Annotated in this window: 22 protein-coding genes and 1 pseudogene; 1 reads left to right on the top strand and 22 read right to left on the bottom strand. The window is 67.1% G+C overall.

What is annotated here, in order from left to right; genetic code table 11:
- Window positions 1-29: 29 nt before the first annotated feature.
- The 6 genes and pseudogenes from ACIA12_RS00770 to ACIA12_RS00745 form a co-directional block, all read right to left on the bottom strand.
- Window positions 30-413 carry a hypothetical protein gene (locus ACIA12_RS00770; RefSeq protein WP_396364671.1) on the bottom strand — a complete coding sequence of 128 codons (384 nt, stop codon included), beginning with the start codon at window positions 411-413 and terminating at the stop codon, window positions 30-32.
- A complete protein-coding gene (locus ACIA12_RS00765) occupies window positions 414-2222 on the bottom strand; it encodes a S8 family peptidase (protein WP_396364670.1) in 1809 nt (602 codons plus the stop codon).
- A 34-nt stretch (window positions 2223-2256) separates the two neighbouring features.
- Window positions 2257-2640: a phospholipase D-like domain-containing protein gene (locus tag ACIA12_RS00760; RefSeq protein WP_396364669.1), complete on the bottom strand. Its 384-nt coding sequence runs from the start codon at window positions 2638-2640 to the stop codon at window positions 2257-2259.
- The gene (locus tag ACIA12_RS00755) at window positions 2613-3416 is read right to left on the bottom strand and encodes a phospholipase D-like domain-containing protein (RefSeq protein WP_396364668.1); all 804 of its coding nucleotides are present in this window, start codon (window positions 3414-3416) and stop codon (window positions 2613-2615) included. The genes ACIA12_RS00760 and ACIA12_RS00755 overlap by 28 nt, the downstream gene beginning before the upstream one ends.
- Window positions 3417-3775: 359 nt before the next feature.
- A pseudogene (locus tag ACIA12_RS00750) lies at window positions 3776-4289 on the bottom strand (integrase core domain-containing protein); the annotation flags it as partial.
- Between the two features lie 136 nt (window positions 4290-4425).
- A complete protein-coding gene (locus ACIA12_RS00745; protein ID WP_396364667.1) occupies window positions 4426-5343 on the bottom strand; it encodes a DUF3560 domain-containing protein in 918 nt (305 codons plus the stop codon).
- Window positions 5344-5493: 150 nt separating this feature from the next.
- Between ACIA12_RS00745 and ACIA12_RS00740 the strand changes: the two genes are divergently transcribed.
- Window positions 5494-6774, top strand: a complete 1281-nt coding sequence (locus ACIA12_RS00740) for a tyrosine-type recombinase/integrase (RefSeq protein WP_396364666.1) — start codon at window positions 5494-5496, stop codon at window positions 6772-6774.
- Window positions 6775-6846: 72 nt separating this feature from the next.
- On the opposite strand, the gene ACIA12_RS00735 is transcribed toward ACIA12_RS00740, so the two are convergent.
- The 16 genes from ACIA12_RS00735 to ACIA12_RS00660 all read right to left on the bottom strand — a co-directional run bounded on the left by ACIA12_RS00735 (window position 6847) and on the right by ACIA12_RS00660 (window position 25785).
- On the bottom strand, window positions 6847-8064 hold the full coding sequence (locus tag ACIA12_RS00735) for an acyl-CoA dehydrogenase family protein (RefSeq protein ID WP_396364665.1): 1218 nt from the start codon (window positions 8062-8064) through the stop codon (window positions 6847-6849).
- On the bottom strand, window positions 8064-9389 hold the full coding sequence (locus ACIA12_RS00730; protein WP_396364663.1) for an acyl-CoA dehydrogenase family protein: 1326 nt from the start codon (window positions 9387-9389) through the stop codon (window positions 8064-8066). Before ACIA12_RS00730 ends, ACIA12_RS00735 begins: the two co-directional genes overlap by 1 nt.
- Before the next feature lie 108 nt (window positions 9390-9497).
- On the bottom strand, window positions 9498-10748 hold the full coding sequence (locus ACIA12_RS00725) for an RNA polymerase sigma factor (protein ID WP_396366009.1): 1251 nt from the start codon (window positions 10746-10748) through the stop codon (window positions 9498-9500).
- A gap of 135 nt (window positions 10749-10883) precedes the next feature.
- Window positions 10884-12476, bottom strand: coding sequence for a phytoene desaturase family protein (locus ACIA12_RS00720; RefSeq protein ID WP_396364662.1), 1593 nt, complete (start codon window positions 12474-12476; stop codon window positions 10884-10886).
- A gap of 10 nt (window positions 12477-12486) precedes the next feature.
- The gene (locus tag ACIA12_RS00715; protein WP_396364661.1) at window positions 12487-13242 is read right to left on the bottom strand and encodes a CGNR zinc finger domain-containing protein; all 756 of its coding nucleotides are present in this window, start codon (window positions 13240-13242) and stop codon (window positions 12487-12489) included.
- Window positions 13239-14087, bottom strand: a complete 849-nt coding sequence (locus tag ACIA12_RS00710) for an MBL fold metallo-hydrolase (protein ID WP_396364660.1) — start codon at window positions 14085-14087, stop codon at window positions 13239-13241. The genes ACIA12_RS00715 and ACIA12_RS00710 overlap by 4 nt, the downstream gene beginning before the upstream one ends.
- Before the next feature lie 158 nt (window positions 14088-14245).
- Window positions 14246-15067, bottom strand: coding sequence for an HpcH/HpaI aldolase/citrate lyase family protein (locus ACIA12_RS00705; protein ID WP_396364659.1), 822 nt, complete (start codon window positions 15065-15067; stop codon window positions 14246-14248).
- Complete coding sequence (locus ACIA12_RS00700) at window positions 15068-16255, bottom strand: CaiB/BaiF CoA transferase family protein (RefSeq protein ID WP_396364658.1); 1188 nt, start codon at window positions 16253-16255, stop codon at window positions 15068-15070.
- 16 nt (window positions 16256-16271) lie between these two features.
- On the bottom strand, window positions 16272-18260 hold the full coding sequence (locus tag ACIA12_RS00695; protein WP_396364657.1) for an SUMF1/EgtB/PvdO family nonheme iron enzyme: 1989 nt from the start codon (window positions 18258-18260) through the stop codon (window positions 16272-16274).
- A complete protein-coding gene (locus ACIA12_RS00690) occupies window positions 18257-19141 on the bottom strand; it encodes a ribokinase (protein WP_396364656.1) in 885 nt (294 codons plus the stop codon). The genes ACIA12_RS00695 and ACIA12_RS00690 overlap by 4 nt, the downstream gene beginning before the upstream one ends.
- Window positions 19134-20567 (bottom strand): ADP-ribosylglycohydrolase family protein, encoded by a 1434-nt coding sequence (locus tag ACIA12_RS00685; RefSeq protein ID WP_396364655.1) that lies wholly within the window; start codon window positions 20565-20567, stop codon window positions 19134-19136. The genes ACIA12_RS00690 and ACIA12_RS00685 overlap by 8 nt, the downstream gene beginning before the upstream one ends.
- Entirely contained in the window at window positions 20564-21700 is a 1137-nt protein-coding gene (locus ACIA12_RS00680) for an ADP-ribosylglycohydrolase family protein (RefSeq protein WP_396364654.1), read from the bottom strand. The genes ACIA12_RS00685 and ACIA12_RS00680 overlap by 4 nt, the downstream gene beginning before the upstream one ends.
- A complete protein-coding gene (locus ACIA12_RS00675; protein WP_396364652.1) occupies window positions 21700-22983 on the bottom strand; it encodes an ABC transporter substrate-binding protein in 1284 nt (427 codons plus the stop codon). Before ACIA12_RS00675 ends, ACIA12_RS00680 begins: the two co-directional genes overlap by 1 nt.
- Before the next feature lie 20 nt (window positions 22984-23003).
- Window positions 23004-23837: a carbohydrate ABC transporter permease gene (locus ACIA12_RS00670; RefSeq protein WP_396364651.1), complete on the bottom strand. Its 834-nt coding sequence runs from the start codon at window positions 23835-23837 to the stop codon at window positions 23004-23006.
- The gene (locus tag ACIA12_RS00665) at window positions 23834-24757 is read right to left on the bottom strand and encodes a carbohydrate ABC transporter permease (protein ID WP_396364650.1); all 924 of its coding nucleotides are present in this window, start codon (window positions 24755-24757) and stop codon (window positions 23834-23836) included. The genes ACIA12_RS00670 and ACIA12_RS00665 overlap by 4 nt, the downstream gene beginning before the upstream one ends.
- Window positions 24754-25785, bottom strand: a complete 1032-nt coding sequence (locus tag ACIA12_RS00660; protein ID WP_396364649.1) for a LacI family DNA-binding transcriptional regulator — start codon at window positions 25783-25785, stop codon at window positions 24754-24756. Before ACIA12_RS00660 ends, ACIA12_RS00665 begins: the two co-directional genes overlap by 4 nt.
- Window positions 25786-25885: the final 100 nt, after the last annotated feature.

Genomic DNA, 25885 nt, shown 5'->3' with positions numbered 1-25885 from the left:
TCTTCCCCCCGATAGCACTCGCTGCGTTGTCAGTCGATCTGGTCCGCCTGGCTGCCGAGCTCGATCGAGACAACGCGCGGGTCCTGGTCGAGTTCGGCAAACTCGGAGGGGCGGACTCCGCCGGTGAGCAGCGTCTCTGTGATGAACCCCCGGACGTCTACACCAGGCGGCCGGTAACCCGGTTCGGTCACCTCGATGACGGCGGTCAGCAGAGTGTCCGCCGCCAGGTCCGGGCCGAGTGGCGAGCTCGCCCTTGCACGCACCTTCGGGTAGCGGCCGGGACCGCTGGGCTGCTCGATCTCCAAAGGCCCCGGCGCATCCCGCTCCAGCTGCTCTGGCGCGTCTCGGTCCGGCGGGTCGCTGTCCTGTGCGTCGCGATCCGTCATGTCGGGGTCCGGTCCCTCGGAACTCAACTACGGCCTCCCCAATTTCTCGACCGCCCGCAATGCTTCGGCGACGTCGACCCGGCCGTGACCGTACCGATCATCCCAGCCCCCAGCGGGCGGCGGGTCAGTACGGGCGCTGTCGATCACGATGCTTCGGAGGGTTGCAGCGTCGAGCGCGAGACCGCGCGCATGGGCCTCCGCCAGGATCAGCGCGACGACACCGGTCACCGCCGGCGCGGCCATGCTGGTGCCTGATTTGCGGGTCACGCCCGTCACCGTCCGCGAATGCGCTGCGAAGACCTCGTGCCCCGGCGCGCTGATCTCCGGCTTCTCCCGACCGTCGCGGGTTGGTCCTGCGCCGGAGAAGAACGACAAAGGCTTGGCCGGCTTGTGCGCGTCGTACGAGCCGACCGTCAGAGTGAGGCGGCCACAGGACAGGGAACCCAACGTTCGACTGCCGTCAGCGTCGACGAAGGGCGCCTGGGACTGGTCGTTCCGCTCGATCCACGCATGGAAGCCGCCGTCGGCGACCTGCTCGCCGTGCAACCTGAGCTGCCAGACGCCTCTCGGCACCCTCTCCTCCAAGAAGAGACCCACCACGTTGTCGCCGTTGTTGGGGTCGGCGGCGCGGTGGCTTACGAACAGCAGCGTCGTGCCGTCGTCGGCCTTGACTCGGGCGTTGGCCCCGAGCGGCACCGTTCCCAGGCTGACCCCGCCGGGGGTGATCAATTCAGCGCTGAACCTGTCGCTGCCGCCGTACCAGAGCTCCATTTCGCACTGCGCGACGAGACCATCCGGGATCGACAAGCCCACGTCGGCACTGCCTCCGGCAGGGACCGTGCCCGAGATGTGAACGCCGTCGTCGAATGCGTTTCCCGCCGCGATCACCACTGCGCGGTTGGGCTGTTGCCCTACCAGCGCGTCCAGGCCCTTCTCCACCAGGCTGGAGCCGTCGTGTGGCCCGCCGTTGGTACCAAGGCTGATGTTCACTACACAGGGCCGATCCCCGGCCTCGTCGAATAGGAAGCGCGCCGCCTCGAGTTGCTGTACGGAGTCTCCGAAGGAGGAGTCGACCACCGCCTCCCCTTCCCAGGCGATATCCGAGACAGCGGGCTCTGCGAACGCAATGTCCGCCTCCGGCGCCACACCGGACATGCCCGAACCACCACCGTTGCCTGCCGCGATGTCGGTCACATGCGTTCCGTGAGTGCCTTTCGGCCGCCCAGGGCTGTCCGGCGCGGGTCCGTAGCCGAGTGCGTCGTACTGGTTCGGCAGGCTCAGCGCTAGATCGATGTCCCGAGCGCTGTACCGCTTGCCGTAGCCGAACGGGCTGTCCGGCGTGGACGGTCCGTCCTGGTGCCACAGCGCGACCACCCGCGTGGACCCGTCCGGTCGCAGAAAGTTCCGGTGCGCGAAGTCGAGGCCCGAGTCGATGATTCCGACTACGACCCCCGATCCACCCGCCGCGAGTGAGCCTGGCGGCAGTGCAGCCGGGTCCGCTTCGATCTCCGGGACAGTGGCGCTCAGCAGAGGTCGCACCGGTTGTGCAGCCTTCATACTGCGGACGCCGTCAGCCTGGCGGACGGCCTCGATCCTGCCCAGCGCCACCCGGGCAGTCAGCAGCCAGCCGTCATCGACCTCACCGATCACCGCACCCAGCCGTACATCGCTTCGAGCGGCGAACCGCTCTGGGTCGTCGACGAGCACCAGCACGCCGACCTCGGCCACGTCGCTCGACGCCGTGGCCACGGTCCGCAGCCCGCGCCGACGGCGCTCCACGGCGCGCTGCAGCCTCGGATCCATCTCCGAATAGATGTCGGTGGTCTCCAGATACATCACGATCCCCCTTGGTTCTTTGTTCGGTAGCTCGTCAGCTCGGGTCGTACAGAACGCTGCCCGCGATGATGCGTTCGATCTCGGCCTTCAGGTGCCGTGCGAGTTGCCTGCACGGGTTCGCATCGACGACGAGTCCTTCGACCTCGTCGTGAACCGAGCCGATGACGAAGATGTTCTCGTCGTTGTAGTCGTTGGCCGGGGCTGTGTAGTTGAAGCTGCCGGCGACGACGACCTGCTCGTCGATGACCATCAGCTTGTGATGCAACTTGCGCAGATTGCCGAACACACCCGTTCTCTGCGGGATATACAGCTCGATGTTCGGATGGACAAGCCAGGCAGGCGCTGCCCACTTCTGCCGCGCCTGCCCCGGGTCGAACACACCTTTGATCTTCATCCCGCCGCGGGCCAGCGCGAGCATTGCGTCTCGATACCGGAGGAGCCGGCGAAGGTAAAGATCGCGAAGAAGATCTCTTTCTCGCCTTTGAGCATCTGTTTGATGATTTCCAGCTCGGGAGTGTGATCAGGAGCGAACAGAATCTTCACCGGGACGCCCGCCAGGTCGTATACCTTCGGCACGTCGCCATGCATTCCGCGACCGAACGACCCGCGCCGCAACTGGGCGACCTCGGCCTGGTACTGCCGGCAGACGAATGCGCTGTCAAAAACGACCACGTGATTGAGATTGCGGTGCGTATCGGTCTCGGTGAAGTTGGCCGAGCCGCTCAGTAGCGCTGCGGTCGGGCACGACTTCCCGTCGCGGTAGTCGCGCAGGATGAACTTCTGGTGGAACAACTTCGGGTTGAAGTCACCGCGCACCTGGACATCAGATCGCAGCAAGGCCGCGAGGATGCGGCGGTTCTCGGCCAACTGGGTCTCGTCATCCAGCCACTGGGTCCGGAACAGTGCTTGCTCGGGCGTCTCGCCATTCCTCGGCTTCGGCTGTTTGGGAGGTCGGCCTTGGAGCAGGCTGCGCAGGTAGTCCTGCTCGAGGAAGACCTCGACGTCGATCCCACGCCAACGGGCATCCAGAATCGCCTGGGCGATCTTCGGGTTGTCGATCTCCTGGACAGCGATGTCCAGCGATCTCTTGGCACCGTTCAGAAATTCGATGATCACCGACTCGAGATCGTCGGGTGCCCCGAGCTCCACCGGCCCCAGGTAAGCGTTGATCTTCCCGTCCGCGAATGCGGTCATCTCGTATCCCAGGTTCGAATGCCGTGCCGTCGTCGCAGAGACGTATGTGGCCGCCGTGTCAACGGTCGTCTCGCACCGCCATCGGCCAGACCGCGCTACCGATCTCCCCCGGATCCTGCTTCTCCTCTTTCGATTTCTCGATTCGGTAACTGGATCATGTACTAGCTATTGCAGGCCCTCCCCTGATCCCCCAATGTCCTCCCCGCCACAGGAATTGTCCACAGCCCCTGAGCCCTCCTGCCACCAGTGCGAGAATGTCCGCGCGTGCGCACCCGGCGGTTTCTCCGCTTCCGGCGACAGCCAGTGGACCTGGCTAGGCGTCAACTGCCACCTTGTCGATCCCCACGACCCGGAGCCGGCTAGCTGTACTGCCCAGGCAGGTTAGTTAAGCGGGTGACGGGTGGGACCTTGCCGATCGCGGTGTGGGTCGGTGGTGGTTGTAGTGACGGAGCCATGCTGGCAGGCGATCGCGGCGGGCTTGCTCGGTGGGGTAGAGGCGGGCGTCGGCCCAACCGTCGGCGAGGGTGCGGTGGAAGCGTTCGGTCTTGCCGTTGGTCTGGGGACAGTAGGGGCGGGTTCGTTTGGCCTGATGCCGAGTTCGGTGCAGGTGTCGGTGGCGGCGATTTCGTCGTCGTTGATTTCGGAGTAGGCGACGCGGGAGTGGTCATCGATGACGGTGTGGACGTAGGCGGTGCCCATGTTGGGGGTCGCTGCGGGTAATGCGTCGGCCTGTGCGGGCTGCGCTCGCGTTGCGGTTGCGTTAGCCGTGTGTTTGCCCAGGTAGCGCCAACCGCCGCCGTCGGGGATGTTGCCGAGCCGCTTGACGTCGACGTGGAGCATCGCACCGGGATAGCCGTGTTCGTAGCGGCGGATCTGCGGCAAGGCCGGGCCACCATGGCCGTTCAGCCCGCGACGAGCGCCGGCCCCTCTTCCTCAACATGTCTTTCGAGTGGATTGAAGCATGGGGCCAGCGCAGTCGTTCGTCAGTGCTGGGCATCGAGGCTTGGGGTCATGGCGCTGGCGGTTCGTTGTTGGCTTCGATGTCGTTGGGTGAGCGGTGGTCCGTGATGTCGTGGTACGGCGCCCGTGCGGTCCATGGGAAGCCCGTCTCGACGCTCACTGACTTCTGGTTCACTCGTTCTACTCGACGCCACAAGCCGCTCACGCGGACAAGATCTCCCTTGCTGATCGTCTCGGGCGAGTACGTCGGTTGCGTAGCGGCGTTCTCGTCACGAATCCCGTGCCAGTAGGCGATCTGGTCCTCAAGGTCGTTGCGCTGCTGCACCAACTCGTCGGTCAGGAACCCGGCCTCCAAGTACCGATCCACCTTGCGCAGCCGGCCTTCAAGCCTCTCGATCCGCCGCCCGACTGCTTTGACCGAATAGCGGTATTCGGTCGCGCCGGCCAACGTATCGGCGCGACGTTGGTCTTCGTCCGCAGCACGGCTTTCCGCAACGGAGTTGCTGGTCAGGTCCTGGATTCGCTCGATATCCCGACGATGTCGCCGTTCTGAGTGATGACCGACGATGATCGGCTGTCCGAGCGGGATTCCGTCACTGATCTGGTGGACCGCAGCATCCATCGCCTCGGCCGCACTGCGGCGCTTCTCCGCGCGCTCCTGCAGCCGCTCTCCACGCGCCTCGATACGTTCCGCACGCTCGGCCTCGCGTTCCTCGATCGGCCTCATCGCCGAGTCGTCGATGTCGACCGAGACTTCGAACCCAGCGACCGCGAGCGCTTCCTCGGTGAGTTTGATGACGCCGGTCTTCGCCGACCGGTCCCGGGAGTGGGGCAGGAACCACGCGCCTAGGTGACCAGACCATCGCCAGCCCTTGGCCTTGAGGATCTCCCCCGCACCATCACCTCTCCGTGTCCCACCAGCCACGGTGCCTTCGGCATGACGGTGCACGATCTCGATCTCAGCCATCGTCCTCCACCTCCAGAGATTCGTTCCGCAGTTCCTCAACGGGTCGGCGCGGTCAACTTCTGGAGTGGTTATCCACAGGGAGCAAGATTCATGTCCCAGTTCCCTGGGCGCCGAGCGACGTTGAGTGCTCGACGAACCAGGAGGTTGCAGATGGCGTATGCGAAGGATCAGTGGACGAAGCCGGTCAGGCAGGCTGATGGGCAGGTGCGGCGGGAGCGGAACGAGAAGCGGTGGGGGCGGGGCAAACGGTGGTTGGGGGTGTGGCTCGATCCGCACGGGGATGAGAAGTCGAGGGCGTTCGAGACGAAGACCAGAGCGCTGCAGTATGCCACCGGGATGGAGACGGATCGGGATCGTGGGGACTACCTGGATCCGAACGCCGGAAAGGTGCGTCTAGATGAGGTTTGGCCGCGGTGGATTAGGTCTCGGACGATCGATCCGGCCAGCGAGATTCAATACGAGTCCAAGTGGCGGCTGCACGTCCAACCTACGTTCGGACGGCGGATGCTCAAGAGCATCCTCCCGTCGGAAATCGCCGTCTGGCTGACCGATCTGATCGGCGTGTACGGCCCGTCAACGGCGCGGAGTGCGTTCCTCGTGCTGTACGGATGCCTCGAACTTGCAACTGCCGACGAACTCATCAAGCGCAACCCCGGCAACTCGAAGATCGTCAAGAAGCCCGCCCGACGATTCTCCCAAGTCGTGGCATGGTCCGACGAAACGGTCGAAGGGATCATCGCGGAGCATCCTGCGGAGTTCAGGCTCATTCCGGTGATCGGCTCGGCAACAGGTCTGCGGCAGGGCGAACTGTTCGCACTCTCGGTTGAGGACTTCGATTTCGAGCAACAGGTCATTCGAGTTCGGCGTCAGGTGAAGAGGCTCCGCAACAAGTACGTCTTCGCCCTGCCCAAGAACGACAAGGAGCGCCTTGTGCCCATGTCCCCGGCGCTGGCCAAGCTGGTCAAGCAGCACATAGCGCAGTTCGGTACGACGACCATCTCCCTACCTTGGGAGCAAACTGACGGCGAACTCCAGGAGCACGATCTCCTCTTCGTCTGGTCGGACGGCCGGATAATCCGAGCCGGTGTCTACAACCTGATGATCTGGAAGCCTGCACTCGCAGAGATCGGCCTCATCGCGCCGCCTGTCAAGGGCACGCGAGGCCGATGGATCTTTAAGACCGACTACACCAAAGGAATGCATGCGCTGCGCCACTACTTCGCCAGCATCACACTGGCGGATGGTGTCAACATCAAAGAGCTGTCCGAGTACCTCGGACACTACGATCCCGGGTTCACGCTTCAGATGTACACCCACATGCTCCCGTCGTCCTACGATCGCGCCAGGCAGGCCGTCGACCGTCGTCTCGAACGACTTGCTTCGCGGCTGACGGAGCAGCGACGGAGCAGGGACGATTCCACCGCAGCATGAGGCCCGGCATCCACACCGCCGACAGTCCAGCATCGACCGGCGAATCCGCCGCCGAATCCCTTCTGATTAAGGCTATTTCAGTTCAGCTGAAGTCTTCCCGAGCAGCCTCCTCGCGACGATGAGCTGCTGAATCTGCTGGGTTCCTTCGAAGATGTCCAGGATTTTGGAGTCTCGGGCCCACTTTTCGAGGAGTTCGTGTTCGGAGTAGCCGATGCTGCCGGCTAGTTCTACGCAGCGGAGGGTGATGTCGTTGGCGACGCGGCCGGCTTTGGCTTTGGCCATGGAGGCTTGGAGGGAGTTGGGTTGGGAGTTGTCGGCCATCCAGGCGGCTTGGAGGGTGAGGAGGTAGGCAGCTTCCCAGTCGGCTTCCATTTGGAGGTACGAGGCCGCGGCGGCGGGTTGTCTGAAGATCGGGCGGTCGTAGTCGACCTCGACGCCGGCCTCCGACAACAGGGAACGGGTGACCTCCAACGACGCGCGGGCGCAGCCGACGGCCATGGCGGCGACCAGTGGACGGGTGTTGTCGAAGGTCTGCATGACGCCGGCGAAGCCTTTGTCAGCGTCGATCTCGGGGGTGCCGAGCAGGTTGGCGGCTGGGACGCGGCAGTTCTCGAAGCGGATCGTGGCGGTGTCCGACGAGCGGATCCCCAGTTTGTGTTCGAGCCGCTCGACCGTCATCCCCGGGGTGTCCTTGAAGACGACGAAGGACTTGATCGCGGCCCGCCCGACAGACTTGTCCAGCGTCGCCCACACGACGACCGCGTCGCAGCGGCCGCCGGCGGTGACGAAGATCTTTTCGCCGTTGATCACGTAAGAATCGCCGTCGAGCCGCGCCGTCGTCCGGATGCTCGCCGAATCCGAACCGCACTCCGGCTCCGTGATCGCCATCCCGGCCCAGACGCCGTCGAACCGCCGCAACTGCTCGTCCGACGCCACCGACGCGATGGCCGAGTTCCCAAGCCCCTGCCGCGGCATCGACAGCAACAGCCCGACATCGCCCCAGCACATCTCCATCACGGACAGTACCGACGACAGGTTCGACCCGTTCTTCACCTTGCCGTCGTCATCTTCAGCACCAGCAGTACGCCGTACGCCGCCGGCCCCCGCCCCTGACCCGGTACCGGACGCCCCCAACCCGTCGACCATCGCCGCGAGCATGTCGAGCTCCTTCGGATACGCATGCTCAGCCAAGTCGTACTGACGCGAATTCGGCCGCAACATCTCCGCCGCGACCTGATGCGCCTGATGAATGAAGGCGCGAAACTTCCGCGGCGTCTCAAGGTTGATCATCAGACCAGCACCGCGCCTTCCATCACGCCGACGGCCCGCAGGTCGCGGTACCACCGTTCCACCGGATGCTCCTTGACGAACCCGTGCCCGCCGAGCAGTTGCACCCCATCCGTCCCGATCTGCATACCCTTCTCGGTGCACAACCGTCGTGCGAGCGCGACTTCCCGAGCAAACGGAAGCCCTTGCTCAGCACGCGATCCGGCCCGGTACGTCACCAGCCGCATCCCCTCGAGCTCGATCGCGATGTTGGCGACCATGAACGCGACCGACTGCCGATGACTGATCGGCTCGCCAAAAGCGGTCCGCTCGTTCACGTACGGCGTGACGTAGTCGAGCACCGCCTTCGCAGTACCGAGCGACAGCGCACACCACCCGAGCCGCGACAGCCGAACACATTCCGCATAGTCCGACAGCGTCCCCAACTGCACAGCCGGTACGTCCTCCAGCAAAACGCGACTCAATGAAGCCGCCCGCAACCCCATCGACGGCTCAGCCTCGATCGTCACACCCGGATGCCCCGACTCGACCAGGAACAGTGCCGGCCCCTGATCCTCCAGTTGAGCGGCGATCACGAACACCTCGGCCTCGGCACCCCGTGGCACCAACGACTTGACCCCGTTGAGCAGATGCCCGGTTCGTTGCCGCGTCGCCCTGGTCTTCAACGCGAAGGGATCGAACAGCGCACGCGGCTCGACGATCGCCAGCGCGGCGGCCGGTACCGACTCACCCGTGAAGGCCGGCAGGTACGTCGCCTGTTGCGTCTCGTCACCCCACAACGAGATCGCCGTGCTCACGGCCGCGGGCGCCAGACACGCGACAGCCTGCCCCATGTCGCCATGCGCCATCGCTTCAGCAACCAGTACGCCGGTCATCGCCGACCGCTCGCTGACGATCCCACCGAGCTCTTCCGGTACTTCGATCAGGCTCAACCCGAGCTCCGCCGACTGAGCGAGCACCTTGGCATCCGTCGTACCGGCGACATCCGCCTCAGCCGCCGCGGGCCGCAGTACCTCCGCCGCGTACTCCGTGACGACCCCGACCACCATTTGCTGATCCTCGGTCGGCGTCAGATCGAACCGCCCGGTCCCCTTCGCAGCGGGCAGCCGCGACGGCTTGGCCAGCTTCGACGCCGCGACAAAACTCCGCGTCAGCGCCCCAGCCGTCCGGAACCCGGTCTTCGTCGCCTCGAACACCACCCGCTCGGTCTGCTTGCGCCACCCGAACCGGTCGATCACCTGGGACTTCGCCAGCCGGTTCAGCAGCGCGACCCCGACCCCGATCGGATCCCGCCGGCGACCGGGCTTCGCACTCTGCTCGATGACCATGCAGTAACTGTAAACCGAAGTTACAACCCAAGTCACGTGACCCAGGTCACGACCGCCCCACCCCCGGGCCCGCCGCGGCACCGGGTAGACGAGCGTGGTCGAGCAGATTCAGGAGCCGTCGGCGATCTGAGCGGCCTTGGCGGTCAGGTACCGCTGCTCAGGCAAGGACGTCGTACGCCGCGCTGCCGCGAGGTAGTGCTCACGAGCCTCGGCCACTCTCCCAAGGCGCTCGAGCAGATGCGCCCGGACGGCGTCCAGCCGGTGACTGTCCGTCATCCGGTGGTCGTCGTCGAGCGTGCTGAGCAGCTCCAGCCCGGCCTGCGGGCCCTCGACCTGGGCGAGGGCGATCGCGCGGTTGAGCGTCACCATAGGGTTCGGCGCGACCTTCTCCAGCAGCAGATAGAGCCCGAGGATCTGGTTCCAGTCGGTCTCCTCGGTGCTCGGCGCCTCGGAGTGGATCGCCGCGATGGCCGCCTGCAACTGGTATGAGCCGACCTCGCCACGCGCGAGCGTGCGCAGTACCAGCGCGGACGCCTCCTCGATCGGCTCACGCCGCCACAGGCTGCGGTCCTGCTCGTCGATCGGGATCAGGCTGCCGTCCGGCTTGGTCCGCGCCGCCCGCCGCGCATCGGTGAGGAGCATCAGCGCCAACAGGCCGGCGACCTCGCCTTCGTCCGGCAGCAACTGGTGGAGCATGCGCGCCAGCCGGATCGCCTCGGCGGTCAGCTCGACCCGTTGCAGATCGGGACCGGAGCTGGCCGTGTAGCCCTCGTTGAAGATCAGATAAAGCACCTGCAGTACTACCCGCAGGCGATCCGCCCGCTCCTCCTCCGGCGGCAGCACGAACCGGCTGCCGGCCGCCTTTATGCTCTTCTTCGCCCGGCTGATCCGCGGCGCCATCGTTGCCTCCGGCACCATGAACGCCTTCGCGATCTCAGCCGTCGTCAAGCCACCGACCGCACGCAACGTCAGCGCCACCTGCGAGGCGGGAGTCACCGCCGGGTGGCAACACAGGAACAGCAACGTCAACGTGTCATCCGACTCCGGTACCTGATCCTGGTCAGCGCCCGGCGCGACCAGTTCCTCGGTCCCCGCCATCGCCGCCACCGAGTCCTCACGCCGCCGCCGAGCACTCTCACTGCGGAACTGATCGGTCAGCTTCCGGGTGGCAACGGTGATCAACCATCCGCGGGGATTCCCCGGCACCCCATCGCTGGGCCACTGAGTGGCTGCTGCCAGCAACGCCTCCTGGACGGCGTCCTCACACAGATCGAACTGCCCATGCCGCCGAGCCAAGAATCCCAGAACCTGAGGCGCCAACTCCCGCAGCAACCCCTCGACCCGCTCGCCCGAATTCATCCCCTTCACACACCCACACTCCCACCCCGCCGGTGCAGCAGCCCCGAGGGGCCTGTGGATAACCACCGTCCGCGCGAGGCCTCAACGGATACGCTCAGTTTGGAAGGACAGAAGGCGGCGGGCGGCGGCGGCGGCTCAGCGCTGGAGGTGGCGGAGGGCGGCTGTGGTGGGGATGCGGGTCAGGGGGCCGAGGAGGGAGGCGTCGCGGAGGGCGGCTCGGGCGGCCAGGTGACCGCATGCGCCGTGGACACCGGGGCCGGGGTGGATGGCGGAGCTGCCCAGGTACAGGCCGTCGATGACGGTGCGAGGGCTGCCCAGGCCGACGGTGGGGCGGAAGATGAGTTGCTGGTGGAGTTGCGTAGTACCGCCGCCGAGCGCGCCGAGGCCGAGGGAGGCGTTGGCTCGGACGAAGTCGCTGGGGCGTTGGAGGTCGCGGCCGACGACGAGATCGAGGAAGCCTGGGGCGTGGCGTTCGATGGCGCGGTCCATCCGGCCGGCCAGCTTCTCGGCATCGGCGTCGTCGGCCAGGCCGCGGGGTAGGTGCGAGTAGGCCCAGACGGCCTCGGTGCCTTCCGGGGAACGCGACGGGTCGGCCTTGGTGGTCTGGCCGATCAGCAGGAAAGGTGCCTTGGGCAAGCGACCGGTGTCCAGGTCGGCGCTGACGTGGACGAGGTCGTCGGCGGTGCCGCTGAGGTGTACTACGCCCGCTTCGCGGGCCTGGGTGCCGCGCCATGGGATCGGGCCGCTGAGGCGGTAGTTGAGTTTGACCGTCGGGTAGTCCCATTCGAAGTTCTCGAGGTCGCGCCGGAGCCCGGCCGGGATGCTTGCTGCGGGCAACAGTTCGGCGTACAGAGTCTGGGCGGAGACGTCGGCGATGACGGCACGCCGGACGGAGATCGTCTCGCCGCTCGCGGTCCGTACTGCGGTCGCCTGGCCGGCCGAGACGTCGATCGAGGTGATCGGGGTGCCCGTCGAGAGGAGGGCGCCGGCGCGCTCGGCCCGGCGTACCAGGGCCGAAGAGAGCATGCCCGAACCGCCTTGGGCGACAGGGAAGCCGACGTCCTGGGCGAGCATCGCGAGCAGCCAACCCATCGTCCCGCTGACGCTGCCGGTGAGCGGAGCATCGGCGTGGAACGCGTTGCCGGCGAGGATCGCGCGGCCGCGTTCGCCCTCGAAGAGCTCCTGGCCCATCCGGTGCATCGGCATCGCCATGAACCGGGCGAATCTGGCCAACTCCCCCACCGATCCGAGCTTGCGCGCGAGCCGGAGGCCGGGGGCGACAGGTGGCCAGGAGGTGAGCAAGGACTGGAGGAAAGGCGCGCGGATGTTGGTGTACTCCTGGTAGAGGCGCAGCCAGGTGTCGCCATCCTTGGAGTGGTCGCGGCCGATCGAGGCGGCGGTGTCGGCTGGATCCGGGTGGATCGCAGGCGCGTCCTCGTCGTCGGGGTCGATCAGGTGCGCCAACGGGAGCGGGGCGTGGGACCAGCGGAGTCCGAAGTTCTCAAGCTCGAGCGCACGTAGTACCGGCGAGGCCACTCCGAGTGGATAGCTGGAGCTGAAGCGGTCGCTGATCCAGCCGTCGCTGGTGGTCGAGCGCACGGCACCGCCCAGCTCGTCGGCGGCTTCCACGACCAGGACGTCCCAGCCGGCGTCGGCCAGGGCGATCGCGCTCACCAGCCCGTTCGGTCCGGATCCGATCACCACAGCATCAACCACGCGCGGCAGCATGCTTCCGACCTTAGCTGCTCGCCTCTTTGTTCCGGGCGCGGAAGGCCCGCAGGTTCGCAGGATTTCCACAGGTCTTCAGCGAGTGCCAGACGCCGCTGTTGTTCCGCGACCGGTCGTAGAACACCACCTGGCACCTGTCGTTCTTACAAGCCTTCAACCGCCGCCAGGTATCAACCTGCTGCCCAGCCAGTACTTCCGCCAGCACCCGCGAGATCACGTACTCCGCCCCGCCGCCGCCCGGCCACAACTCCACCACCCCGTCCACCCCCAACACCAACTCCGCCGCCACACTCCACCCACCGGCGGCAACCGGGCTGGCGCTGAGTGGGTTGGCGGTCGACGCCGTGGCGTCGAGCGGGGTGACGGTGTCGGCCGCGACCGCCCCTGGGGCTGTCGCTCCGCTCGCCAGCTCTCCTCCACCCGGCAGCGCCGCTCCGCCCGGCGGCCTCCGCTCCCCCGCCGCGCTTAGCGCGGCACCGGCTGCAGTAGCAGGTGCGCCGCCCTCGTCCACCGGCTGCGACTGCTGGGCGTCGGGGGTGACCAGGCGGTGCAGTTCGGCGCGGAACGTTCGCAGGCGTTGGAGGTCCGCAGCGCTCAGCTGTACCCCGTCAGCGAGCGCCTCCGCGACCCAGGCCGTCGCGGTTGGTACGTCGGCCAGGAGGTCCGGTTGGGTGCCTACTCCTCTGGTGTTGAGGAAGTCTTGGGGCAGGGACAGCCCGTCGGGGGCGGGATCGAGGGTGTAGCGGGTGGTGGCGAGCGAAGTCATCGGGCGAGCAGCGCCAGGGCGCCGTACCAGAGTGGGCTGAGGTTGAGGCGGTCCGGGTGGAGCGCGGTCATCTGGTCGAAGAACTCCTGCGGAGTCGGCCGGCCGGCGAGCAGTTTTCTCACGTCCTGAAGGTACTGCTTGGTCTGCTGCAGGATGATCGGGTCGTCGGGCAGGTCGCGGTTCTTGTGACCGGCGACCACAGCGGTCGGCTCGAGAGCAGCCACCTGGTCCAGCGCCGCGATCCACTCCTCGAATCCACCGTCACCGCCCTCCACGATGTACTGGTGGATGCCGTTGTAGGCGACATCTCCAGCCACCACCAGACCAAGAGAAGGCACATGCAGTACCGACGTCTTGTCGGTGTCCGTGTGACCGGTCTCGACCGCCGTCAGCACCTCCCCTTCAAGCACGATCCCCTCAACCGGTACCGGCACGGCAAGCACCGGCGTCACCGGGATCTGCCCCGGGAAGATCCGGTCCCACAACTGCTCCCGCCCCACCCCGGCCTGCTGATGCATCATCTCGATCGTCCCCGGCGTCGCGTAGGCGACAGCACCCGGGAAGCGCTTGACCAGCTCCCCCGTGCCGAACCAGTGGTCCCCATGCCCGTGCGTCGCGTAGATCGCGATCAGCCGCTTCCCCGACCGCTCGACCCAGTCCCCGACCTCCTGGATGTGCTCGCTCAGGAACGGCGGATCGACCAGCACCGCGTCGCGCTCGCCGGAGATCAACGTGGTGGAGAGCGGGTTCCAGTACAGCGGATCGCCATTCGGCATCCGCTGGTCACCGGAACGCAAGGCGCTCGGACTGACATGCACCTGGTAGGACAGCTTGGTTGTCGTCATGAAAGAACCATAGCTCGTTCACCTCTTGCACATCAAGCCGACTCTCCACGCATGCACAACTCGACGGCTCAGCCCGTCGCAAGGCGGAAGGTGGGCCGTCGAGGCAGGTTGTGCATGCGTGGCCGTCCGCCACCCATCGGTCCGGGCGAGCGGAGGGGTCAGAGGTCGATCTGGCCCATCAGTTCGACGATCTCGCGGGCGCGGCCGAGCATCGCTGGGTCGACCATGCGGCCGTCGGGAAGGACGAGCACGCCGCCCTCGGCGAATCCGGCCTTCTCGTCGGCGGCCAGGAGTGCGGCGGCGTCGGCGACCTGGGTGGCCGTCGGGGTGAAGCACTCGACGATCGTCGGCAACTGCCGGGGGTGGATCGCCGTCCGCCCGACGAAACCGAGCGCGCGCCCGTCCAGCGACGTACGCCGCAGCCCGTCCTCATCGTCGACGTGTGGGTAGACCGACATCATCGGCGCCCCGAGCCCAGCCGCTCGCGAGGCCGACACCAGACGGCCGCGGGCCCACGCCAACCCGTCCGGCCCGTCGACACCCAGCGAGCTCGCCAGGTCGGCTTCGCCCAAGGCGACAGCAACCACGCGCGGATCAGCCGTCGCGATCTCGAACGCCCGCTCCAGCCCCAGCGGCGTCTCGATCAACGCCGTGATCCTTGCCGACGGCACCCGATCCAACACCCACCGGACGTCGTCGGCGCTCTCCACCTTCGGCACCCGCACCCGCGCGGCCGGTACCGCGGCCAGCGCCGCCAGATCGTCCTCGATCCACGGAGTCCCCGGCGCGTTGACCCGAACCTCGACCGGCGTCCGCCCGGTGAACGCGGCGATCCACGCGACGGCCCACCCCCGCGCATCCACCTTGTCGTCCACCGGTACGGCGTCCTCGAGATCGAACACCACCAGATCGGGGCCGGCGGCAACAGCCTTCGCATACCGGTCCGGTCGATTGGCCGGTACGTACAAAGCCGTCAGCACCTAAACAACTCCTGCCTCACGCAAAGCTGCCAACTGCTCCGGGGATACGCCGATCTCCGCCAGCACCGCGTCGGTATCGGCGCCGTGCGGCCGGCCCGCCCAGCGGATCGAGCCCGGAGACTCGGACAGCCGGAAGAGCACGTTCTGCATCTGTACCGGCCCGCCGAGCTCCTCGTCGTCCACCTCGACGATCGTGTTCAGCGCGGCGTACTGCGGATCCGCCATGATCCCGCGGATGTCATGCACCGGCCCGACCGCCGCCTCAGCCTTCTCGAAGGCGACCATCACCTCATCCAGGGAGCGCTCTCCGATCCAGTTGCCCACGGCATCGTCCAGCTCGTCGGCATGCTCGGCCCGCTCCCGTCCACTCCCGAACCACGGCTCGGCAACGAGATCCGGCCGGCCGACCAGGGTCACAACCCGCTCAGCGATGCTCTGCGAGCTCGTCGAGACAGCCACCCAGCGACCGTCAGCAGTCCGGTACACGTTGCGCGGCGCGTTGTTCGACGACCGGTTCCCGAGTCGCGGCTGGACGTACCCGGTCTGCTGGTACGCCGTGATCCCACCACCCAGCATCATCAGGATCGGCTCGATGATGGCCATGTCGATGACCTGGCCGGCCCCCGACTGATCGCGCTCTCTCAGCGCGACCAGTACCGCGTAAGCCGTAGCAAGCGCAGTGATCCCATCGGCCAGCCCGAACGGCGGCAGCGTAGGCGGCCCGTCCGGCTCTCCTGTCACGGCCGCGAACCCACTCATTGCCTCAGCCAACGAGCCGAACCCGGGCCGCCGCGACCACGGACCGACCTGACCAAAGGCAGTCACCCGCGCGATCACCAACCGCGGATTGACCTCCAGCAACACCTCCGGCCCGAGCCCCCACCGCTCCAACGTCCCCGGCCGGAAGTTCTCCACCAGTACGTCGTTGGCGCGGACCAACTCGAGAAACACCTCCCGCCCTTGCGACAGGTCGAGCGTCGCCAACCGCTTGTTGCGCCCGAGCGTCTTGAACCACAGCCCGACGCCGTTCTTGCTGGTTCCATGCCCCCGCGCGGCATCCGGCCGCGACGGATGCTCGATCTTCGTCACGTCCGCCCCGAAGTCGCCGAGGAACGTAGCCGCCAGCGGACCCGCGAACAGCGTCGCCGCCTCCAGCACCTTCACGCCTTCGAGCGGCGCCGGCCTCATAGCAAGTCTCCAACTCTCATCCCGCGCACCGGAAACCGATGGTCTCCGAGCGATCCAGCCCGCCACCCGTGAGCACCAGCTTGAAGCTGACTTCCGGGTCCTGCGGCCCGCCGTCGGCGTACCAGTCGGAGCCCTCGGCAACGAAGTACGAGCCGCCCTTGAGGATGCAGAACCGGCTCCGGCCGTCGCGGTGCTCGCTCTCGGTCAGGTTCCAGACCAGCGGCTCGGAACGAGTGAACCGATCCAGTCCAGCTGCGACCTGCCACTCGTCCTCGGTGGGAAGCCGGCCCCCACGCCAGGCCGCATAGGCGCGCGCGTCGGGCAGATCGACATACGTGACCGGTTGATCCTCCGTACCGGCGACGGGCGCGCCGTCGACCCAGTGCGCGAGGAACCGATTGGCCACTTTCGGCTTGTATCCGGTCGCTTTCAGGAACTCGGCGTACTCCGCGTTGCTCACCTCGCGCACAGCCACCGACACCCCAGAGAGCGCGATCTCCCGCGTCACCGTCTGGATGTCGTGCAGCCGTGGAGGCAACGGCTTCCACTCCTCCACGTACGGCGCCTGGTCGTACAGACCCGTCTCGCGCCGCCGGTGCCGCACCATCAGAGAGCGCTCCCCAGCCGGCACCTCGACCGCGTCGTCGGCAAACCCGCCGGACACCTCCGGAACAGCCACCCGGACAGCCGGCCTCATCGGGAACGCCGAGTCCTTCACGTGCGGACGCGACATCGTCCCCAGCCGGCGAGCGGTCGCCCGGCACTCCTGGCCGGCCGTCGCGCCGACTCGCACGATCCCGGCCACCCCGCGCCCCGGTACGACGAGGTGCACCCCGTCCTCGTCGGCCGTGATCGGCACGCCCGACGTCACGTCGTACCAGTCGCCGACCTGATCCTCCGAGCGCAGGACGATGCCCTCGAAGTCCTCGTCGTCGCGGTTGATCAGCGTCCAGAAGGTGATGTCGGCCAGCTCGAAGCGCGACCCGAAGACGCCATGCTCGCGGGCCTTGTCGGGAATCTCCGGAGTCAGCGGAATCCAGTCGCCGCCGATCAGTACCGGCGAGAACGCTCTCTGCGCCGCCACCATCCGGCGCAGCGTCGACCGGTCGCGGGCGTTCCAGCCGACCCAGGCCGAGAACACCGACTCCCAGACGAGGATGCCGACGCCGTTGACCCAGGCCGACTGCAACTCGTCGCTGTGGTCGCGGTTCCAGCGGCGGGTGTGGTGCATCATGTGCCGGCGCTCGAACAGGTGCGCCCGCAGTACGCCGGGTGCCCGGGTGTCGGCGAACCACTGCGCCCAGGACAGCGCATGGTCACTGATCCTTGCCAACGGCAACCTTGACTCGCCTTCGAAGGCGATCGCCGGGTTGGCCCGCTTCAACGGCCGGGTGAACGCCGGGTCGGCCTGCTTCAACGTGTCGAGAAAGGCGCCGTCGGCACCGAAATCGCCAACCAGGGCAGCGAATTCGTCGCCGTCGGGACGGGCGGCCCGGCGCGTGCCGACATCCCACGGGTTGTAGTCGAAGAACACCTTGAGCCCGAGGTCGTGCAGCTTGTCGACCAGTTGCTTCAGGCCCGGTACGTCGCGGTAGAAGTCGAACTGGTTGCGCGAGTCGATCCCGATCACCGGGTACGCGTGCCAGAGCACCACGGCGTCGTACCCGCCGAAGTCGTCGATACCGTGCTGGACGAACTTCTCCGGCGTGAAGACGCCCTCGTCGACGTCGTACAGCTGGTCGTCCCACAGCCAGACGAGCGCCACCGAGTACGCCGTCTGGGTCCACTCGCGGCCGGGCTCCTCGTAGTGCAGGCCGCCGTCGTACGCCGTCCGGTCGTAGGCGCCCATCAGCCACTCGGCCAGCTTGCCGCGCCAGCGGGGCAGGTCGGTCGGGTCGTCGGGGGCGCCGAGGATCTTGGCGTCGTCGAGGAAGGCCAGATCCGCACGCAGGCCGAGATCGACCTTCGCGGGCTGATCGATCGGCCTGGGCTCGAGGGGGTTCACAGGTATACCTCCGCAAGGCGCGCGTCGATTGCTTCCCCGTGAGGCACCGAAGGGATCGCCCCCGCGGTTTGAACGCTCAATGAAGCAGCAACGTTAGCGCGTCGGACCGCATTCGTCAGGTCGCGGGCTGTAGTTGATCCGGCAGCGAGCGTCGCGGCGAGGACTCCGCAGAAGGTGTCGCCGGCGGCGGTGGTGTCGACGACCTCGACCGACACGCCCGGGATACGAATTTCCGCGGCATCGCGGGACAGGATCACGGCTCCCTCGGCGCCGAGCGTGACCACGGCGGCCGGTACCCGGGTGAGGAGGTCCTTGAAGTCCTTGCCGGCGATCGCCTCGGCCTCGGTCTCGTTGACCACCAGCAGGTCGACGTGGGCGAGCAGCTCGTCGGACAGGTCGGTCGCGGGCGCGGCGTTGAGGATGAAGTACGCGCTCTCTTCGGCGGCCGTCTGGACCGTGGAGAGCGGTATCTCGAGTTGGGAAAGGACGATTTTCGCTTGGCCGATTCCGGTCAGCGCCTCGGCGGAGAGCTTCAGGTCGGCGTTCGCGGAAGGGGCGACGACGATCGAGTTCTCGCCGTCGGCGGCGACGGTGATGATCGCCGTACCGGTCGGGTTGGCGGAGGTGGAGACGAGCGAGAGGTCTACTCCGGAGCCTTCGAGGGCATCACGGAGCAGCGCGCCGCCGTCGTCCCCGCCGAGCGAGGCGACGAACGCCGTCGAGGCACCGGCGCGGGCCGCGGCGACCGCCTGGTTGGCGCCCTTGCCGCCGGGTCCGCGCGTCAGGTCGCTCGCCAGCAGCGTCTCGCCAGGCCGTGGGATCCGCTGGACCGCCAGCACCAGGTCCACATTCGCACTCCCCACGACAACAACCTCAGCCACGCCCCGCCTCCACCTTCCGTGCTGCCATCGTCCGTGCTGCAAGTTCGCTGATCGCCACCTGGTTCATGCCGGGCAGGCTGGTTGCCAGCCGGTCGTCGAGTGGTTCGGTCCACTCTGCCGGAACCCCGAGCACCGCGCCAAGCACCGCACCCACCGTCGCGCCGGCCGAATCCGTGTCCCAGCCGCCCATCACCGCACGCCCGATCCCGGTCGCGAAGTCAGGCGCGGTGAGCGCATACGCGGTCAGCGCCGAGTTGTTCACCGAGTGCACCCAGTGCAAGTGCCCGTACTCCGCGTGCAACGCGTCCAACGCGTCATCCAGAGGTGTCTCAGCCAGCCCCAACCCGAATCGCACGGCCTCAGCCAACTCGCCCGCGGGGTCAACCACCCCCAGCCCCGCCTCGGCAACCTCAACCGGATCGTCAAGCACCATCGCCGCGGCCGACATCGCCGCCACCCACAGCGCCCCATCCACCCCCGCACCCGTATGACTCAACCGAGCATCCACCAACGCCAACCGAGCAGCCCCCGACCGATCCCCCGGCCGCACCCACCCGTACACATCAGTCCGAATCTGAGCCCCGATCCACTCCCGGAACGGATTCCGCACCACCGCAGCCCGCAACGGATCCACTCCGTCGAGCAGATTCCGGTAGGCAACCCGCTCAGCCGTGAACACCCGCCCCGCCGGCAGATCATTCAGCCACGCGGCCGCCACATCCTCGGTGCTCAGCCCATCCCCATGCCGCTCCACCAACTGCAACGCCAGGATCGCAAAGTTGAGATCGTCGTCCTCTGGCATCCCGTCGATGACCTCCCGAAGACTCGTCGGCTTCGACCGCCGATTCCAAGGCCACCGCCCAAGCACCTCATCCGGCACCCCCACCGCGGTGATGTACTCCCGCAACGGCCACTGCCCCGAGGACTGAAGAATCTCCCGAATCCCCTCCCGAGGAATCTTCTCCACCGGCTTCCCCAACAAGTTCCCCGCAGCCCGCCCAAGCCACGCATCCAACACTCGCCCGCTCGCCGGCTCCGCCGGCTCGCGGGCGGCGGATGGGGAGCGCAGAGCGAGGGGCGCGTCATCGCGTCGCCGCTCCGAGCTGGGCCGGCCTACGGCGCTCCGCGCCGTGGCCGCCTCGCCGACGACGGGCGCGCTCTGCGCGCGGCTCAGCAGCGGGAGCGGCGGGATCTCGGGGGCGACCCAGCCCGCGAAGCGAGTGTCCAGTTCTTCCAACAGGTCGCGGGCGAGCGCACGCAACTCTGCCCCGGCAGGCTTGTCCGAGGCACCGGATACCGGGGCGTCCGTCGTACCACCGGCAGATACCCACCGGGCGGCGATGTCGGAGACGTCGACGCCTTCGGTGGTGGATTGGACCAGTTGGTGCGGGAGGAGGTCCTCTGGTTGCACCCAGGTCAGTCTCATCGGGTCAGTCTCTCCAGCGTTTCGGTGCGGTGGGCGAAGCGGCGGGCGTCGGACAGGTGGAGTTCCAGTGCGACCGATGCCATCACCCGTCCTGGTTGTTCGAGGTCTGTCTTGCTTGCGTCCGCGATCGCCGACGCCCAGTCGGCCGGTACGCCGGCCACGCCACTCAACGCCCCCGTGATCGCCCCCGCCATCGACGCGATCGAGTCGGCGTCGCGTCCGTAGTTGGTGCCGCCCAGCACGGCTTCCCGAACATCCCCACCGGAGACCAGGACGAAACCCAGCGCGACCGGCAATTCCTCGATCGCCTTCGTCCGGCTCGGCCGGCGCGCGTCGAGCGACTGGTTCCGGTACTCCGGCCCGACGGTGTCGAACGGCTCGACCGCTCTCCGCAGTACCGGGATCGCGGACTCCCAATCGGTCAACCCGTCGGCCGCCTCAGCCACCGCCTCGACGGCCGCCCGGGTCCCGTCCTTGGCCAGCGCCAGCGCGGCCGCGACCGCCGAAGGAGCCGTTGCCTCCGGCACCATTGCGGCCGCGACCGCAGCAGCCAACACCCCAGCAGCCTCACGCCCATAGCTCGACTGATGCGCCCCAGCCAGCTCGATCGCCTCGGCATAGGCCCCGGCCGGATCACCCGCGTTGGCGATCCCGACCGGCGCCACATACATCGCCGCACCACAGTTCACGATGTTCCCGACGCCGGCCTCGCGCGGATCGACGTGCCCGTAGTGCAGCCGCGCTACCAACCACTTCTCGGCCAGGAACACCCGCTGCAACAGCAGCGCCTCGGTCTCCAGCTCGGGAATCCAGCGCTTCTCCGTCAGCAACTTCGGCACCAGCGACTCCGCGATCGAGTACGCGTCGAGGTGCGTCCGCAGCTCGTCGTACACCTCGACCAGCGCATGCGTCATCAACGTGTCGTCGGTGATGTGCCCGTCGCCCTTGTGGTACGGCGCGATCGGCCGAGCGTTGCGCCAGTCGTCGTACCACGGACCGACGATGCCGGTCACCCAGCCACCGTGCCGTTCCCGGATCGCCTCCGGGGTCCAGCCCTCGACGGCGCCACCGATCGCGTCACCGACCGCCGACCCGACGAGGACTCCCACTGACTTCTCTTCGAGCACCGACATCAGGAGTTGACCTGCCCCCACCCATCGCTCAGCTTCTTGCCCAGGGCATTCAGATCGATCTTGTTCGCGAGGAACTCCTGCAGCGCCGGAGTCGCGATCTGGTCCTTCCACTTCGGGTAGTTCTCCACGCTCTGGAACGGCGCCTTGGTCAGCTCCTCGCCGCTGGCCAGGGTCTGGGTCCAGCCGTTCTTGCCGCCGGTCGCCTTCTCGATCGCGTCCCGGGCCGCCTTCGTGGTCGGGATCAGCCAATCGCCCTGGCCGACCGCGGCCAGGTTGTCGGCCTTCATGAAGTAGTCGATGAACTGCGCGGCCTGCTTGACGTGCTTGCCCTCGGCCGGCACCGACAGCGTCTGCGGGTTCGCGGCCTGCTTCTCCGACGTGCCCTTCAGCGGCGGCAGTACCTCCCACTGGAAGCCCTTCGGCGCCTGCTCGACGATCTGCTGAGCCGCATAGTTGCCGCCGACGATCATCGCGTACTTGCCACCGAAGAAGCCCGGCAGCACATCGGACCCGCTCTGGGTCAGCGACGTCGGATCGATCGACTTGTCGGTGTAGGCCATCGCGTGGATCCGCTTCGGCACCTCGAGCTCGGCGTCGCCGATCTTCGCCTTGGCGTCGCGACCGGAGCCCTCGAAGAAGACGCCGTCGAAGTTCATCCCCAGGTTCAGCACGGTCGCGGTCGGGCTCTTCAGTCCCCAGCCGAGCCCGTACTTCCCGCCGGCCGTGAGCTTCTTCGCGTTCGCCTGCAGGTCGTCCCAGCTGAGCGAGTCACCCGTCGTCGCGATCCCGGCCTGCTTGAGCAGCGTCGAGTTGCCGAACACGACGTAGGACTGGAGCAGCGTCGGCGCCGCGAACACCTTGCCGTCGCTGGAGACCGTGTCCCACACGCCCTGCGAGACGGCGTCCTTCGTCTCCTGACTCAGGTACTGCGAAAGATCGGCGAGGTACCCCTGGTTCGCGAACCCGGTGATGTCGGCCGACTCGTCCTGGATCACGTCCGGCGCCGTACCGCCCTGGAACTGGGTGACGAGCTGGTCGTGCACCGAGTCCCAGCTGCCCTGGACGTACTCGACCTGGATGTTCGGGTTGGCCGCGTTCCAGTCCGCGACGATCTTCTTGGTCGCGGCGACGGTGGTCTTCTGGAAGGCCAGACTCTGGAACTTCAGCGTCACCTTCTCGGTCGACCCACCGTCCCCGGAGCCGCTGTCGTCACTCCCGCCACAGGCCGCAAGCGTCACCAGAGCGCTTGCCGCCAGCAAGGCGATGATCGGTTTTCTCAACATCTCTACTCCTCAGGGGATTTCTAGCCTTTTACGGCGCCGGACAGCAGACCGGAGGTCAACCGGCGCTGCAGGAAAGCGAAGAACACAAGACTCGGTACGGTGGCCAGGACGGACGCCGCCGCGAGTGGCCCGAACTGGACCTGGCCCTCGGCCCCGACGAAGCGGGCGAGCACCAGCGGCAGCGTCTTCAGTTGCGGGTCCTGCAACAGGACCAGGGCGAAGAAAAACTCGTTCCACGCCGAGATGAAGGTGAACATGGCGGTCGCGATCAGCCCCGGCCGCAGCAACGGCATCACGATCGACACGATCGTGCGGACCCGGCTCGCGCCGTCGACCGACGCCGCCTCCTCCAGCTCGCGCGGTACCGCGGCGACGTACCCCTGCAGCATCCACAGGGCGAACGGCATCGACCAGACCATGTAGACGATCACCACGCCGGGGATCGTGTTGGTCAGGTGCAGCGGCCGGAGAATCATGAACAGCGGGATCACGATCAGGATCACCGGGAACACCTGACTGACCAGGATCCAGCCGTTCGTGATCGGCCGGAGCCGGCTGCGGAACCGCGCGAGCGCGTAGGCGACCGGCAGCGAGACGACCAGGACGAGCACCGTCGACGCGACCGAGATCTGCAGGCTGTTCCACATCGAGTGGACCAGGCCCTGCTCCCGCAACGCGTCGGCGTAGTTGGACAGGTCCGGGTGCTTCGGGAGAATCGACGGCGTGACGCTCGCGAACTCTCTCGGCGATTTCAGAGAACTGGAGATCAGCCAGAGCAGCGGGAAACCCAGGAAGACGAGATAGCAGATCACCGCGACGTACTGTGCCGCGCGGGCGGCTGGTCGCGTTCTCATGCCTCGCTCCTCAACCGGTTCCGGAGATAGAACGCGAGGAACACGATGATGATCACGACCATCACGTCACCCATCGCCGCGGCCATCCCGAAGTTCCCGTACCGGAACGCCTCGTTGTAGGCGAACAGCATCGGCAGCATCGTCTTGCCACCCGGTCCGCCCGCGGTGAGCACGTAGACCAGGCCGAACGAGTTGAAGTTCCAGATCATGTCCAGGCTGGTGATCGCGACGATCACCGTCCGGAGCTGCGGCAGCGTGATGTTCCAGAACTGCGACCACGCGCCGGCTCCGTCGACCGCGGCCGCCTCGTACAGAGAGCGGTCGATGCCTTGCAGACCGGCCAGCAGGGTGACCGTCGTCATCGGCATGCCGACCCAGATACCGACCACGATCACGGCCGGCAGCGCGGTGCTGAAGTCGCCGAGGAAGTTGATCGGATGGTCGGTCAGGTGCAGCTTCTGCAGGATCTCGTTGACCGGGCCGTTCGTCGGGTGCAGCAGCAGTCGCCACATGATCGCGACGACGACCGGCGGCATCGCCCACGGGATCAGCGCGAGCGTGCGGGCGACGCCACGGAAACGCAGATTGGTGTTCAGCAGCAAGGCCAGGCCGAGCGCGGCGACGAACTGCAGAATCGTCACCGAGAGCGTCCAGATCAGCCCGATCTTGAACGAGTCCCAGAACAGGCCGTTGTGCAGCAGCTTGCCGAAGTTGCCGAAGCCGATGAAATTCGTGTCGACGTGCAGCCCGGCGCGAGCGTCGGTGAAGCCGAGCGCGATCCCCCGGATCAGCGGATAGACACTCAGCAGCAGAACGGGCAGCAACGCGGGCAGGAACAGAAAGATCGCTTCTCTGTTCTGCTTCGGCCGGCCGGTCTTGGGAGACTGCTCCGGAGCAGCCGTCAGAGTCGCGGCACTCACGGCGTCGACCTCCGCACACTCAGGGTCGGCTGCACCACGATCCGCCGCGGCGTCCGGGTGTCGTCGTCGATCCTTGCCAACAGCAACTCAGCAGCCCGCCGGCCACGCTCGGCCGACCCGAGGTTCACACTCGTCAACGGCGGAAAACACTGCTCCGCCAGCTCACTGTCATCCATCCCGATCACCGCAACGTCATCCGGTACGACGAGTCGCCGCGTCGCCAACTCATGCATGATGCCCACGGCAAGCAAGTCGTTCGCCGCGATCACCGCATCAAGCCGACCACCCCGCGCCTCCGCGCCGGAGCTGCGCACACCAGTGTCCAGCCCGGACAACAGTTCCACGCCGGCTTCCCGACCGGCCGCGAAGGTGAAGTCCCCCGCCTCCACCTCGGCCACCGCCCGCAGCCCGTTCGCCTTCATCGCGTCAGCGAAACCCTTCGCCCGCGCCGTTCCCGGCACGGTGTCTACCGGACCGTTCACGAAGGCGATCCGCTTCCGGCCGGTCGCCAGCAGATGATCGACCGCCAGCAGCATGCCCTTCGGCGAGTTCGCCCGCACAGTGTCGACCCCGGCCGACGACGGCACGTTACCGGCAACGACCACCGGCACCTCGCACTCGCGGATCGACTTGATCAGGTCGTCGTCCACCCGCAACGGGCTGATCACCAGGCCATCGGCGTACCCCCGAGCCATCCCCCGGACCAGCGCGACCTCGTCGACGACATCCGGCCCTGTCGTGGTCACCACCAGCCGGTACCCCGCCGCCGAGACAACCTCCTCGACCGCGCGCATCATCGTCACGTAGACCGGGTTACCGACGTCGGCCACCGCGAGGGTCAGCTGGAAGGTCCGCCCGACCTTCAGCGACCGCGCCCGCGAGTCAGGCACATACCCGAGCTCTTCGACCGCGCGCCGAACCCGCTCGACCATCTCCTCGGTCGCGGGCAGCCCGTTCAGCACCCGCGACACCGAAGCCACCGAAACTCCGGCGGCCCGAGCCACTCCCGCGATCGTCGGCCGGCTCACGCAGCCTCCTGTAATCGTTCTTGTAATCGTTTACAGCATCGACTCTAAAACCCTTCCCGAGCCGTCGTCAACACCGGACCACCAGTCACCTGGTCTGTAC

Source organism: Kribbella sp. NPDC051620 (genome assembly GCF_044453825.1).
In the GTDB taxonomy this organism is placed as follows: Bacteria; Actinomycetota; Actinomycetes; order Propionibacteriales; family Kribbellaceae; genus Kribbella.
Note: the sequence above shows the minus strand (reverse complement) of the source record. Positions and strands in the feature narration are given on the sequence as shown.